We start from the raw sequence: 13,642 nt of genomic DNA, 5'->3' as shown, positions 1-13,642 counted from the left end.
ACAAGCCCGGCGATGATGACCGCGGGAGGGAGCCCCGCGAGGGTGAATGACAGGAGGTGAAATCGCCGTGCGCCGTCATGGGTGCCCTCCGCAAGCGTCGTGTGAAGCGTGGAGGAAGTGTCCGTCCGCCGCCGCCTGCTTGTCAATCAGGCGGGTGACAGTTTCATGTGCTTTGCGGCGGAAATGCAGTGATGCGCGTCACGGCTTCGGCTGGTCGTCGTCCTGCAGGATGCGCCAGGCGGCCCCTTCGAGGTCGTCGTACTGGCCGGACTTCAGCGACCAGATGAAGGCCGCCAGACCGATGCCGCCCATGAACAGGGCGATGGGGATCAGATAGATCAGGACATTCATGCGGCATCCCTCAGGGCGCGTGTGCCCGGTGCGGTGTCGGCATCACGCTTGGCAGAACCGGCATCCGCCGTCCGGCCCAGCCCCACGCGCAGCGCGTTGGCAATGACGATGATGGAAGAGGTGGACATTGCAACCGCAGCGACCAGCGGCGAGACGAAGCCGATCATGGCCAGCGGCACGGCGAAGACATTGTAGCCCACCGCAAGCGCGAAGTTTTCCTTGGCGATGCGCTGGCTGCGGCGGCCGACCCTGACGGCGCGCGCCACGGCCGCAGCCGACTCGCCCATCCACACGGTTTCCGCCGCGGTGCGGCCGATGTCGGAGGCGGAGGACGGCGCCATGGAGGTGTAGCCCGCCGCGAGGGCAGGCGCGTCGTTGATGCCGTCGCCGACCATCAGGACTTTCCGGCCAGCCTTGGACAGGGCATCGACATAGGCGAGCTTGGCCTGCGGGCTGGCGCGGGACACGGCGGTATCGATGCCAACCGCTTGCGCCACGCGGGCCACGGCGGCCTCGCGGTCGCCCGAGAGCAGGTGGACGGCGAGACCCATCTGCCTCAGCGCGGCGACGGTTTCGGCGGCGTCCGGGCGCAGCCTGTCCTCGAACTGGAACAGCACGGGGACCTTGGCGCCACGGCGGAAGGCGAATTCGAGGAGGCCGTGGTCATCGGCGCTCTCCTCCATGCCGCACCAGGCGCGGTTGCCGAGCTTGATGGCCTCACCCATGTACTGGCCGGAGAGCCCGAGGCCCGGGTGTTCGGCGATGTCGGAGACGCTGACGGGCTGGAGGCCGCGTTTCGCCACCTCGCGCACCAGGGCGCGGGAGAGCGGGTGCTTCGAGGCCTGCGCGAGGCCCGCCGCGAGGGCGAGGGTCTCGGTCGAGACCATCAGCGGCGAGACCAGCGCAGGCTCGCCCTTGGTGAGCGTGCCGGTCTTGTCGAAGATCACGGTGTCGATGCCCGCGAGCTTTTCCAGCGCCGCACCATCCTTGATCATCACGCCCGAACGGAACAGCCTGCCACTCGCCACCACCTGCACCGCCGGAACGGCAAGGCCCAGCGCGCAGGGGCAGGTGATGATGAGCACGGCGATCGCCGCCATGATCGAGTCATGCCAGCCATGGCCGAGCAGCAGCCAGCCGAGAAGCGTGATGGCGGCCAGCGTGTGGACGGCGGGGGAATAGAAGCGCGCCAGCCGGTCGGCGATGCGGATGTAGCGCGACTGGCCCTGTTCGGCGGAGGCCATGAGCCGTACCAGCTCGCTGAGGAAGGTGTCGTTGCCCGCCGCGGTGATCTCCACCGTGATCGGCGCGGTGACGTTCATCTCGCCCGCATGGACGAGGGAACCGGGCTTCACCGTCTCGGGTGCGGTCTCGCCCGTCAGCAGCGAGCGGTCCATGTCGGAGGTGCCTTCGCGGATCAGGCCATCGGCGGGGAGCCGGTCGCCCGCCGCGACGGCGACCAGCATGCCGGCCTTCAGCTCGCGCGCCGGAACGTAACGGCGGGTGCCGTCGGCCTCGATGACGGAGGCGCCTTCGGCCGAGAGCGAGATGAGCTGGGCAATGGCCGAGCGGGCGCGGGCGCGCATCAGGTGGTCGAGGTAGCGCCCGGCAAGCAGGAAGAAGAGCAGCGTGACGGACGCATCGAAATAGGCGTGCTCGGCCCCGTTGATGGTTTCGAACAGGCTCATGAAGCTGGCGAGCAGAACGCCCAATGAGATCGGCACGTCCATGTTGACGCGGCCCAGGCGCAGCGCATTCACCGCCGAATAGAAGAATGGCCGCCCGGCATAGGCCACGGCGGGAAGCGCGATCATGGCCGAGAGCCAGTGGAACAGGTCGCGTGTCGCGCCCTCCGCCCCGGACCAGACCGAGACCGAGAGCAGCATGACATTGCCCGCTGCGAAGCCCGCCACGGCAAGGGCGCGCAGCAGGCGGGCATTCTCCCTGTCGTCCTTGGTGAGGCCCGTTTCGCGCGGGTCGAAGGGGCGGGCCATGTAGCCGAGGAAGCCGAGGCGGTCGATCAGCGCCTGTGGCGCGATGACACCATCCTCATAGACCACCGCGACGCGGCGTCCGGTGAGGTTGACGCGGGCGGACTTCACACCGCCGAGGGCGCCGAGATCGGTCTCGATGTGGGCCATGGCTTCCGGCCGGTTGGCCTGCGGCACCAGGAACTCGATGCGCTTCAGGCCGGGGCCGGCGGAGGAAATCCAGCGTGCCGCATCCTCGCCCTCCAGCTTGAAGGGCTGGAAATACTCGCCGTCGAGGGTGCAGCAGGGAAGGGTCATTCGGCCTTCACCACGAAGCGGAAGATCTTGTGATAGTCGGCAACGCCGTCGCCCTTGCCGTCGACCTCGACCTCCCACAGGCCGGGTGCCAGGCGGGCGGGGGCGGAATAGGTGCCCGAGCCCATCCAGCCGAAGGTGAGCTGCTGGTCTTCCTTGTCGGTGACGGTGCGCTGCAGCCTGCCGGTGAGGTCCAGGCTGTCGATGCGCTTGCCGGCGGCATCGGTGAAGGTGATCTTGACGCTGCTCCTGTCGAAGGAGAAGCCCACGTCCCATCCCAGCGCCTCCTGGGCCCTGGCGCGGGCGAGGTTCTTGTCGAACTCCTGGCTGGCCACATAGCCGTTCTCGACCACGAGGCCCGACCAGGTGGAGTTGGCGAACCAGGCCATCACCAGGTTGACGGCGATGATCACGCCGAAGAAGGCGAGGAGCATGGCCAGCACGTGGCCGCCCTTGATCTCTTTCTGGGTGCTTGCCATGGACATCACTTACTCCTTGCCGTCAGGCCCGTGGAAGAGGGCGTCATAGGTCCTGGATTCGGCCGGGGCGTCGCCCTTGGGGTTCAGCTCCTCGACCTTGAACTCGAAGCGGGTGCGCTCGTGCTCGATGATCTCGGGGTCGTTGGTCGAAACGTAGATCTTGACCGCCTTCAGCTTGTCCGGCTCGACGGCGATGTCGAAGCTGGTGCCCTTGGCGCCAGACTCGCCCACCATTTCCATGGTGGCGCCCGGCAGGTCGTCCAGCGTGAGCCGGAAGGTGCGCGGCTCCTGGCGCTTGTTGAGGATCTTCACCGTGTAGCCGTTGCGGATGGCGCCGTCCGAAAGGGTGACGAAGAGCGGGTTCCGGTCCGGCACCACGTTCACGTCGAGCTGGGTACGGTGGGTGAGGGTGAAGAGCATGGCGAGGCCGACGCCAGCCCATGCCGTGAAGTAGATGATGGTGCGCGGGCGGATGAGATGGCGCCAGTTCCAGTGCTCGTTCTTGCCGGCGACGTTGGCGGCATAGAGGTCGGCCGTGGTGTAGTTGATGAGGCCGCGCGGCTTGCCGATCTTGTCCATCACCGCATCGCAGGCATCGATGCAGAGCGCGCAGTTGATGCACTCGAGCTGGTTGCCGTCGCGGATGTCGATGCCCATGGGGCAGACCGCGACGCAGTTGTTGCAGTCGATGCAGTCGCCGACCTTGAGCCCCTGCGCCTCGGCCTTCTTGCGGCCGGCCATGCGCGGCTCGCCGCGCCAGGCATTGTAGGTGACGATGAGCGACTCCTCGTCGAGCATGGCCCCCTGGATGCGCGGCCAGGGGCACATGTAGGTGCAGACCTGCTCGCGCATGAAGCCGGCGAAGGTGAAGGTGGTGGCCGTCAGGATGGCGATTGTGAAATAGGCGACCGACGGCGCCTGGCCCGTCACGAGGTCATGCAGCAGGGTTGGCGCATCGGCGAAGTAGAAGACCCAGAAGCCACCGGTGGCGATGGCGATCAGCAGCCAGACCAGCATCTTGAAGGCGCGCTTCGAGAGCTTGGACACCGACCAGGGTGCCGCATCGAGCTTGATGCGGGCGTTGCGGTCGCCCTCGATCTTGCTTTCGACCCAGATGTAGAGGTCGGTCCACACCGTCTGCGGGCAGGCATAGCCGCACCAGGCGCGGCCGAAGAGCGAGGTGACGAGGAACAGGCCGACGCCCGCCATGATGAGCAGGCCCGCGATGTAATAGAATTCCTGCGGCCAGATCTCGATGAAGAAGAAATAGAAGCGGCGGTTGGCCATGTCGATGAGGATGGCCTGGTCCGGCGCATCGCCGGGCCTGGTCCAGCGCAGCCAGGGGGCGATGTAATAGATGCCGAGGAGGACGATCACCATCGTCCACTTGAAGGTGCGGAAGCGGCCATGCGCCGCCTTCGGGTGGATCGCCTCGCGCGAGGCGTAGAGCGAGCGATTCTCGGCCTTGTTGACGGCCGTCGCATTTTCCCTGTCGACCTCTTGCGGGTCGACCGTATTGATAATCTGAACCATCATTCCCCTCGGAAACCGGGCACTCCATTAGGAGATACTAATAGAGCCGAGATCCGCCGTCCGCAAAGTGGCCAGAGGCCGCGTGCCATGTTGTCACAGCGCGCGGCCCCGGCAAGTCGTTACTGGGTGACCGGCGCTTCGCCGCCGCCCAGGGAGTGCACGTAGATCGCCAGTTCCTTGATTTCGGCGTCGTCGAGACGCTTGGTCCAGGCCGGCATGACGCCCATGCGGGGCTTGTTGATCTGTGCCTTCACCTGCTCGATCGAGCCGCCATAGAGCCACAGCTTGTCGGTGAGGTTCGGCGCACCGAAGTCGCGGTTGCCCTTGCCGTCGTCACCGTGGCAGGAGGCGCAGTTCTCGGCGAAGATCTGCTTGCCGGCCTCGGCCTTGCCCGCATCCGCCTGCTCGCCCGAGAGCGAGACGACGTAGTTGGCGACCTGGTCGATCTGTTCCGGCGTCAGGATGCCGTCGATGCCGAAGTTGGGCATCTGCGAATCACGGGTTTCGGGATCGTCCGTGTAGCGGATGCCGTGCTTGAGCGTGGTGTAGATGGCGTCGGGCGTGCCACCCCACAGCCAGTCGTCGTCGTTGAGGTTCGGGTAGCCCGCACCACCCGCAGCGCCCGCGCCGTGGCACTGCACGCAGTTGACCTTGAAGGCCGCCGCACCGCCCGCCTGGGCATAGGCGAGGAGCTTGGGATCCTTCAGGATGTCATCGACGCTCATGGCCGCGATCTTGTCGACCGTGTCCTTCTGCGCCGCGGCGGCCACTTCCATCTGCTGGGCAAGCTGGCCGCGCGACGACCAGCCGAGAATGCCCGGCGTGGCGCCACCCGGCAGCGGCCATGCGGGGTAGAGCACGGTGTAGCCGATGGCCCAGATCACGCAGCCGTAGAAGGTGTAGAGCCACCACTTGGGCAGCGGCGTGTTCAGTTCCTTGATGCCGTCCCAGGTGTGGCCGGTCGTCTGGGTTCCCGAGACTTCGTCCTTTTCGATGTGATGTGCCATTTCTCAGTCCTCGGAACCGTTCTGCAGGGGGATCTTCGCCAGTTCGGCATATTGTTCTTTCGAACCCGGCCGGAAGACGAAGAGGATGGCGCCGACGAAGAACAGGAACATCACGACGAGGCCCCAGCTATCCGCCAATTGGCGCAGGAAAGTATAGTGTTCCATTGCCATCACCTCGACATGTCAGCCTTGAAGGTGGAGAAGTCGACCAGCGTGCCGAGCACCTGGAGATAGGCGATGACTGCGTCCATCTCGGTGATCTGGCCATCGCCATCGAAGTTGCGGGCAACCGCCTTCGGATAGCGCTGCATCAGGCCGTCGGTGTTCTCGCCGGTCGCCTGGGCCACGAGATCGGCCTCGGCGTTGGCGATGTCGTCCTCGGTGTACATGGTGCCCTTACCGTTGTTGACGGTGAGGTTCATGGTGGCGAGGTTGGCGCCGAAGCCCTTCGGATCGATGGGCTTCGAGGCCAGGAAGGCATAGCCCGGCATGATCGACTCCGGCACGACGTTGCGCGGGTCGGCCAGATGCTGGCGATGCCATTCATCCGAGTACTTGCCGCCGACGCGGGCCAGGTCCGGCCCGGTGCGCTTCGAGCCCCACTGGAAGGGGTGGTCGAACTGCGACTCGGCGGCGAGCGAGTAGTGGCCATAGCGTTCGACCTCGTCCCGGAAGGGGCGGATCATCTGGCTGTGGCACACGTAGCAGCCTTCGCGGATGTAGACGTTGCGGCCCGCCAGCTCGAGCGGTGAATAGGGACGCATCCCCTCCACCTTCTCGATCGTGTTCTGCAGGAAGAACAGCGGAACGATCTGGACGAGGCCGCCGATGGTCACCACGAGCAAGCTGAAGATCAGCAGGAGCGTGGCGTTCTTTTCGAGTGTTTCGTGCTTCATGGCACCAGTGTCCTTGTTCTTATGCCGCAGCCGAGATCGCGCCGACCGGCTGCGTCACGGGCTGGGCACCCTTGATGGTGCGATAGAGGTTGTAGACCATGATCAGGCCACCCACGAGGAACAGCGCGCCACCGAAGGCACGGATCACGTAGTAGGGGTGCATGGCCTCGACGGTTTCCACGAAGGAATAGGCGAGGAAGCCGTTGGCATCGTACTCACGCCACATCAGGCCCTGCATGATGCCCGAGACCCACATGGCCGAGGCGTAGACCACGATGCCCAGCGTGGCGAGCCACACGTGCCAGGAGACCAGGCGGAGCGAATAGACTTCCTTCTGGCCGTAGAGGCGCGGGATCAGGTGATACATGCAGCCCATCGAGATCATGCCCACCCAGCCGAGAGCGCCGGAGTGAACGTGGCCGATGGTCCAGTCGGTGTAGTGCGACAGCGAGTTGACGGCCTTGATGGACATCATCGGGCCTTCGAAGGTGGACATGCCGTAGAAGGCGACCGAGATCACCATCATGCGCAGCACGGGGTCCGTGCGGAGCTTGTCCCAGGCGCCCGAGAGCGTCATCAGGCCGTTGATCATGCCACCCCAGGACGGCATCCACAGCATGATGGAGAACACCATGCCGAGGGTCTGCGCCCAGTCGGGCAACGCAGTGTAGTGGAGGTGGTGCGGACCCGCCCAGATGTAGAGGAAGATCAGCGACCAGAAGTGCACGATCGACAGGCGGTAGGAGTAGACCGGCCGGTTGGCGCGCTTCGGGATGAAGAAGTACATCATGCCGAGGAAGCCGGCGGTGAGGAAGAAGCCCACCGCGTTGTGGCCGTACCACCACTGCGTCAGCGCATCCTGCACGCCGGAGAACAGCGAGTAGCTCTTCGAGCCGAAGACCGAGACGGGGATCGACAGGTTGTTGACGATGTGCAGCATGGCAATCGTCACGATGAAGGAGAGGTAGAACCAGTTGGCCACGTAGATGTGGCTTTCCTTGCGCTTCAGCAGGGTGCCGAAGAAGACCAGGAAATAGGCCACCCAGACAACCGTGATCCACAGGTCGATGTACCATTCGGGTTCGGCATATTCACGGCCCTCGGTGACGCCGAGGAGGTAGCCCGTGGCAGCCAGCACGATGAACAGCTGGTAGCCCCAGAACACGAACCAGGCGAGGTTGCCGAGCGCAAGCCGGGTGCGGTTCGTGCGCTGCACGACGTAGAAGGAGGTGCAGAGCAGCGCGTTGCCGCCGAAGGCGAAGATCACCGCCGAGGTGTGGAGGGGGCGGAGACGGCCGAAGTTGAACCATTCGAGATTGGGGTTCCAGGCCGGGTAGGCCAGCTGCAGCGCGATGACGAGGCCGACGAGGAAGCCGACCACGCCCCAGAACACGGTGGCGATGGCGCCGTAGCGCACCACGTCGTCCATGTAGCCCGAGGTGTCCGGCGCCGGCTTGCCGAAGCTGCGGGCCTTGAAGATGAGCGCCAGGATCGCGGCCAGCGCGAAGATGAACATGTGGATCGCGTAGGGCGTATCCACCGCCTTGGCACCCAGCGTGATGGCGAGCAGGGCGAGAAGGCCCCACAGGGCCATCATCACCATGGCGCCACCCCCGGAGGGCTGCCCCTTGTGTGTCATTGTATCAGCCCCCATCGGAGACCCCCTTTCTGAAAAAAACTCATCTGCACGAATGCGTTTTGGGACGGCCACGGGCATTGACTTGGATCAATCGGGCGGCCCCGCTGCCACGTCCGCGCGCAGTTTTGCGCCGAAAGTCGAAAGGCGGGGGCCGTGGCGGACTGCCCTTGATTCGAAACCCTGCCGCGCCGATCATGCCCGCCCAATGATTGGGCAATTGACCATCCTGGGCGCGGGGCTGGCCTATCTGGGCGCGCTCTTCGCGGTGGCGACCTGGGGCGACCGGCGGTCGCGCGGCTGGACCTCGCGGGCCGGCCGGCCGCTGATCTATGCCCTGTCGCTGGGCGTCTACTGCACGTCCTGGACCTATTTCGGCTCCGTCGGCATCGCGTCGCGCACCGGGCTCGACTTCCTGCCCATCTATCTGGGACCGATTCTGGTCTTCGCGCTGGGCTGGAAGCTCATCCAGTCGATTGCCACCCTCACCAAGCGGCACAACATCGCGTCCATCGCCGACTTCCTGTCGGCCCGCTACGGCAAGTCGGAGGCGCTGGGCGCGCTTGTCACCGTCATCGCGGTGATCGGCATCGTTCCCTACATCTCGATCCAGCTCAAGGCCGTGGCGGTGGCGCTGGGGGCGCTGGTCTCGGAACCGCAATGGACGCGCGACATCCTGACGCCGTCGACCGGCATGGACGGATTGTCGCTGTTCGTGGTCCTCACCATGGGCATCTTCGCCATCCTGTTCGGCACGCGGCATATCGACACGACCGAACACCAGGACGGCATGATCCTGGCCATCGCCGTCGAATCGATGGTGAAGCTGCTGGCCTTCGTGGCGGTCGGCGCCTTCGTGGTCTTCGGCATGATGGGGGGCGTGGGCCCCTTCCTCCAGCGCGCCACGGCGGACCCCCAGGTGATGGGCCTGTTCTCCGGCGGGCTCGACGGCGGGCAATGGCTGACCCTCACGCTGCTCGCCGCCTTCGCGGTCGTGCTGCTGCCGCGCCAGTTCCACGTGGCGGCGGTGGAGAATGCCAATGCCCGCGAGGTGAAGCGCGCGGCCTGGCTGTTCCCGCTCTATCTGGTGGCCATCAACATCTTCGTCATCCCCATCGCGGTGGCGGGCCTGCTGCTGCTGCCGCCGGGCTCGGACGGCGACACCTTCGTGCTGGCGCTCCCCGTCCATGCCGGAAGCGAGGGCTTTGCGCTCATCGCCTTCCTCGGCGGGCTTTCGGCCTCGACCGCCATGGTGATCGTCGAGTGCATCGCGCTCTCGATCATGGTGTGCAACAACCTCGTGGTGCCGCTCATGCTGCGCCGCCAGGCGGATCGCGCCACGGTGCACCAGGACATGGGCGAGACGCTGATCCTGATCCGCCGGCTGGCCATCATCTTCGTCCTCGCCCTGGCCTATGCCTACTACCGGATGATCGGCGCCTCGGTGGCGCTGGCGCAGGTGGGCCTCCTCTCCTTCGCGGCGGTGGCGCAGTTCGCGCCGGCCTTCTTCGGCGGGCTGATGTGGAAGCGGGCCACGGCGCGCGGCGCCATGTGGGGCATCACGGCGGGCTTCATCGTCTGGGCCTATACGCTGCTGCTGCCGGCCTTCGCCGATGCGGGCTGGATCGGGCGCGGCTTCATCGAGGAAGGGCCGTGGGGGCTGAGCCTGCTCAAGGCACGCGCCCTCTTCACCATGGAGTTCAACACGCTGACCCATGGCGTGGTGTGGAGCCTCATCGCCAATGTCACGGCCTATGTGGCGGGCTCGCTGACCCGCCAGCCGACGCCCATCGAGCGGGTGCAGGCCACCTCCTTCGTGACGCGTGACATCCAGCCCGGCTCCGGCACCGGCTTCAAGCTGTGGCGCACGGCGGTGACGGCGGACCGGCTGGAGGACACGGTGGCGCGCTACATCGGCGCCGACCGGGCGCATGCCGCCTTCGAGGGCTTCCGCGCCCAGCAGGGCCAGATCGGGGTGAAGGGCGGCGAGGCCGACGTGCGGCTGATCCGCTTCGCCGAGCACCTGCTGGCCTCGGCCGTGGGTGTCGCCTCGGCCCGGCTGGTGATCGCGCTGATGCTGGAGCGGCACTCGACGCACGCCCGTGGCGCTATGAAGCTGTTGGACGATGCCTCCGCCGCGATCCAGCACAACCGCGACCTGCTGCAGTCGGCGATCGACAACGTGGACCAGGGGCTCGCGGTGTTCGAGCCCGGCATGACGCTGATCTGCTGGAACTCGACGCTGCAGGAGTTCCTGGGGCTGGGCAGCGACCTCAACCGCGTCGGCACGCCGATCACCGAGGTGCTGGGCGCCTTCCTGGCGCGCACCGCGGCGGGCAAGGGGGCGGTCGATGACCGGGTGCGCAAGATCGCGCTGACGCAGGACGTGTTCCGTGAACGGCGCACGGATACGGGACAGGTCTTCGAGTTCCGGTCGAGCCCCATGCCCGATGGCGGCGTGGTCGTGACCGTGATCGACGCCACCGAGAGCGTGATGGCGGCGGAGGAACTGCAGCGGGTGAACGAGTCGCTCGAGCGCCGCGTGACCGAGCGCACCGCGCAGCTGACGCGCCTCAACGAGGAGCTGGCCGCCGCCAAGGCCGAGGCCGATGCGGCCAACCTGTCGAAGACGCGCTTCATCGCGGCGGCGAGCCACGACATTCTCCAGCCGCTCAATGCCGCGCGGCTCTTCACCTCGACCCTCGTCGAGCGCATGAAGCGCTCGAAGGACGGCGAGCTCGTCCGCAACGTCGACTCCTCGCTCGAGGCGGTGGAGGAGATCCTCTCGGCTCTGCTCGACATCTCGCGGCTCGATGCGGGTGCCATGAAGGCCGAGTCCGCGCCCTTCCGCATCGACGACATCCTGCAGGCGCTGGCGCTGGAGTTCGGCCCCGCGGCGCGCAAGAAGGGGCTGAAGTTCACGGTGGTGCCCTGCGGGCTGACGCTGAACTCCGACCGCAAGCTGCTGAGGCGCGTGCTGCAGAACTTCGTGTCGAATGCCATCAAGTACACGCGGGAGGGCCGCGTGCTGATGGGCTGCCGCCGCCACGGCGACCTGCTCAGGATCGAGGTCCATGATACGGGGCCGGGAATTCCCGATTCGAAGCTCGAGATCATCTTCCAGGAATTCCAGCGTCTGCAGACCGATGGCGACGGGACCTCGGGCCTCGGCCTCGGCCTGTCCATCGTCGAGCGCATGGCCAAGGTACTGGAGACGCCGGTGCATGTGCGCTCCACCCCGGGCAAGGGCTCGGTCTTCGCGGTCGACGTGCCGATCGCGTCGGAGGAGCTGCGGGTGCGCGTGACGCCGAAGCCGCGCAAGGTGCAGCCGCCGGCGCTGGCCGCTGCGGTGCGCGTGCTGGTGATCGACAACGAGCAGCCGATCCTCGAGGGGATGGAGCTGCTGCTGTCGGGCTGGGGCAACATCGTGCACACCGCGACGGGCCTCGAGGAGGCACTGGCCCAGCTCGCCGCGGCGGACGGCAAGGTGGACATGATCCTCGCCGATTACCACCTGAACAACGAGGATGGGATCTCGGTCATCCGGGCGCTGAGGACCCGGGCGCGCCGGCCCATTCCCGCCGTGCTGATCACGGCGGACCGCACGCCGGCGGTGGCCGACCTCGCGGTGGCGCATGACGTGCACATGCTGAGAAAGCCGGTGAAGCCCGCGGCGCTCAGGGCCGCGATGTCGCATGTGGCGATCCGGGCGGAGGCGGGGGTTTAGCCCTTTGGCCCGTCATCCCGGCGAAGGCCGGGATCCAGCCTTCCACGTGACGGCCGCCCGAACCCGGGCCCCAGCTTTCGCTGGGGTGAGGGACTTTGTGGAGGTCATATCAGACCATCCTATAATAGGAAAAAACAGCTTGACAGCGCGCGCTCGCTGTGCTAGAAAGGCGCATTCTCCAAAAATGGGTGACGAGATGGGATGCGGGGCTTCTGCCGTGGCCGTGCTGCTTGCGCTGGTGCGCGCGGTTGCCGCCTCAGTGCTCAGCCGCTGCCACGCCGTCGATCCGGGCGGCGGCGATCACGGCCTGGGTGCGGCTGGAGACGTTGAGCTTCTGCAGGATGGCCGAGACATGGGCCTTGATGGTGGCCTCGGAGACGTTGAGCTCATAGGCGATCTGCTTGTTGAGGAGGCCTTCCTTCAGCATCATCAGCACGCGGATCTGCTGGGCGGTGAGCGTCGCCACGCGGCGCGCGATCTCCTCGGCCTCCTTGTCGGCGGCGGAGGGCTGGGCGGCGCCCTCGGGCACCCAGATGCCGCCCCGGAGGAGGGCGTTGACGGCGCCGACGATGGTGTCGATGCCGGCGGTCTTGGGGATGAAGCCGGAGGCGTTGAGGTTCAGCGCCTTCTGGACCAGGCCCGGATCATCCGCCGCGGTGATGACGGCGACGGGCACATTGGGATATTGCGCGCGGAGATAGATGAGGCCCGAGAGGCCCTGGACGCCGGGCATGCGCAGGTCGAGCAGGACCAGGTCGAGGTCGTCGTCCTTGTCGAGAATGGCCGTGGCCTGGTCGAGCGAGCCGGCGAGCGTGACCTGGGCGTTGGACACACCCCCGGCGACGGCCTGTTTCAGCGCCTCGCGGAACAGCGGGTGGTCATCGACGATCAGGATGCGCGTTGCCGCCATGATTCAAAGGTCCTCCCCAACCTTCAGGTGTCGATCTTCACCCAAGGTGGAGCACTTGGCAAGCTTGGGTTACTCGATGGTTTTACGGGGTTCCGCCTCGAGCCGGCGCTTGGAATCGAGGAAGGTGCGGCGCATCCAGGGCACGTCGGGCGCCTGCCAGTTGGGCGGGAGCCCCACCACCATGTCGAAGAAGGCGATGGCATTGGCGGGGTTTTCGGCCACGTTCTCGCGGAACGAATCCCAAAACCGGGGATCATCCGCCACGCCCGATTCCGTGGGCTCCGCCGCCCCCATCTCGTGCAGAACGGCAGCAGCGACCGACAGGCAGAAGCTGGTATAGGCATAGCCCTCGGGCCAGCGTTTCAACCGGTGGTCCAGCGTGGCGGGCAGGGCCGGGAGGCCCAGCTCATCAGGCACGATCGCGGTGATGGGGCGGGCGGCGAGCAGCTCCTTCAGCATCATGCCGGCAGCGAAGATGGTGAAGTCCTTGCGGTCGAGGTCAGCGAGGTGTTTCGACTGGTCGAAGGCCTGGCGCCAGCGCGAGAAGGCCTCGGCCAGGGCGGCATGGTCCACCTCGGCGGCGAGCCCCGTGCCCTTGAACAGCAGCTCGATGTTCTTCTCGAAGCTCCACAGGATGGTGCGGAAGCGGCGGGCCTCATGGGCGAGGTCGCCGACTTTCTCCACTTCGGTCTTCAGGGGCGTGAGCATGGCGACACTCTAGCCCCAGAGGGGCGAGGCTTGCAAATCAGCGGCGAACGGGGCCATGAAGACATTGCCCTCAGCCTCGTCATGCCCGGGCTTGACCCGGGCATCCTTTG

General features: G+C 66.3%; 11 protein-coding genes. 1 reads left to right on the top strand and 10 read right to left on the bottom strand.

The genetic code is table 11. The features are described 5' to 3' along the window. Nucleotides 1–198: 198 nt before the first annotated feature. From ccoS to ccoN, 8 genes are all read right to left on the bottom strand, one after another. Nucleotides 199–351, bottom strand: coding sequence for a cbb3-type cytochrome oxidase assembly protein CcoS (gene ccoS / locus DK847_RS15465; RefSeq protein ID WP_111199423.1), 153 nt, complete (start codon nt 349–351; stop codon nt 199–201). Next, a complete protein-coding gene (locus tag DK847_RS15460) occupies nt 348–2,639 on the bottom strand; it encodes a heavy metal translocating P-type ATPase (protein ID WP_204508349.1) in 2,292 nt (763 codons plus the stop codon). The genes ccoS and DK847_RS15460 overlap by 4 nt, the downstream gene beginning before the upstream one ends. Further along, nucleotides 2,636–3,121, bottom strand: a complete 486-nt coding sequence (locus DK847_RS15455; protein ID WP_146256150.1) for a FixH family protein — start codon at nt 3,119–3,121, stop codon at nt 2,636–2,638. The genes DK847_RS15460 and DK847_RS15455 overlap by 4 nt, the downstream gene beginning before the upstream one ends. Before the next feature lie 3 nt (nt 3,122–3,124). After that, entirely contained in the window at nt 3,125–4,651 is a 1,527-nt protein-coding gene (ccoG, locus tag DK847_RS15450) for a cytochrome c oxidase accessory protein CcoG (protein ID WP_245414631.1), read from the bottom strand. A gap of 116 nt (nt 4,652–4,767) precedes the next feature. Then, nucleotides 4,768–5,655 (bottom strand): cytochrome-c oxidase, cbb3-type subunit III, encoded by an 888-nt coding sequence (ccoP, locus tag DK847_RS15445; protein ID WP_111199422.1) that lies wholly within the window; start codon nt 5,653–5,655, stop codon nt 4,768–4,770. 3 nt (nt 5,656–5,658) lie between these two features. Beyond that, complete coding sequence (locus tag DK847_RS15440; RefSeq protein WP_111199421.1) at nt 5,659–5,820, bottom strand: cbb3-type cytochrome c oxidase subunit 3; 162 nt, start codon at nt 5,818–5,820, stop codon at nt 5,659–5,661. 5 nt (nt 5,821–5,825) lie between these two features. After that, the gene (ccoO, locus tag DK847_RS15435) at nt 5,826–6,551 is read right to left on the bottom strand and encodes a cytochrome-c oxidase, cbb3-type subunit II (RefSeq protein WP_111199420.1); all 726 of its coding nucleotides are present in this window, start codon (nt 6,549–6,551) and stop codon (nt 5,826–5,828) included. Nucleotides 6,552–6,570: 19 nt separating this feature from the next. Next, on the bottom strand, nt 6,571–8,190 hold the full coding sequence (ccoN, locus tag DK847_RS15430; RefSeq protein WP_111199419.1) for a cytochrome-c oxidase, cbb3-type subunit I: 1,620 nt from the start codon (nt 8,188–8,190) through the stop codon (nt 6,571–6,573). Between the two features lie 217 nt (nt 8,191–8,407). Here ccoN and DK847_RS15425 point away from each other — a divergent pair, with 217 nt between their 5' ends. Continuing rightward, nucleotides 8,408–11,914: a hybrid sensor histidine kinase/response regulator gene (locus DK847_RS15425; RefSeq protein ID WP_342634763.1), complete on the top strand. Its 3,507-nt coding sequence runs from the start codon at nt 8,408–8,410 to the stop codon at nt 11,912–11,914. A gap of 256 nt (nt 11,915–12,170) precedes the next feature. Here the strand turns inward: DK847_RS15425 and DK847_RS15420 are convergent, their stop codons facing one another. Then, nucleotides 12,171–12,824, bottom strand: a complete 654-nt coding sequence (locus DK847_RS15420; RefSeq protein WP_111199417.1) for a response regulator — start codon at nt 12,822–12,824, stop codon at nt 12,171–12,173. Nucleotides 12,825–12,893: 69 nt separating this feature from the next. Then, nucleotides 12,894–13,532, bottom strand: coding sequence for a hypothetical protein (locus tag DK847_RS15415; protein WP_111199416.1), 639 nt, complete (start codon nt 13,530–13,532; stop codon nt 12,894–12,896). Between the last annotated feature and the right edge of the window lie 110 nt (nt 13,533–13,642).

Source organism: Aestuariivirga litoralis (assembly GCF_003234965.1).
GTDB classification, from domain to species: domain Bacteria; phylum Pseudomonadota; class Alphaproteobacteria; order Rhizobiales; family Aestuariivirgaceae; genus Aestuariivirga; species Aestuariivirga litoralis.
This window is presented reverse-complemented; position numbering and strand designations above follow the sequence as displayed.

Coding starts and splice junctions, on each gene's coding strand:
- ccoS (WP_111199423.1), bottom strand. CDS start 351: ATGAATGTCCTGATCTATCTGATCCCCATCGCCCTGTTCATGGGCGGC.
- DK847_RS15460 (WP_204508349.1), bottom strand. CDS start 2,639: ATGACCCTTCCCTGCTGCACCCTCGACGGCGAGTATTTCCAGCCCTTC.
- DK847_RS15455 (WP_146256150.1), bottom strand. CDS start 3,121: ATGTCCATGGCAAGCACCCAGAAAGAGATCAAGGGCGGCCACGTGCTG.
- ccoG (WP_245414631.1), bottom strand. CDS start 4,651: ATGATGGTTCAGATTATCAATACGGTCGACCCGCAAGAGGTCGACAGG.
- ccoP (WP_111199422.1), bottom strand. CDS start 5,655: ATGGCACATCACATCGAAAAGGACGAAGTCTCGGGAACCCAGACGACC.
- DK847_RS15440 (WP_111199421.1), bottom strand. CDS start 5,820: ATGGAACACTATACTTTCCTGCGCCAATTGGCGGATAGCTGGGGCCTC.
- ccoO (WP_111199420.1), bottom strand. CDS start 6,551: ATGAAGCACGAAACACTCGAAAAGAACGCCACGCTCCTGCTGATCTTC.
- ccoN (WP_111199419.1), bottom strand. CDS start 8,190: ATGACACACAAGGGGCAGCCCTCCGGGGGTGGCGCCATGGTGATGATG.
- DK847_RS15420 (WP_111199417.1), bottom strand. CDS start 12,824: ATGGCGGCAACGCGCATCCTGATCGTCGATGACCACCCGCTGTTCCGC.
- DK847_RS15415 (WP_111199416.1), bottom strand. CDS start 13,532: ATGCTCACGCCCCTGAAGACCGAAGTGGAGAAAGTCGGCGACCTCGCC.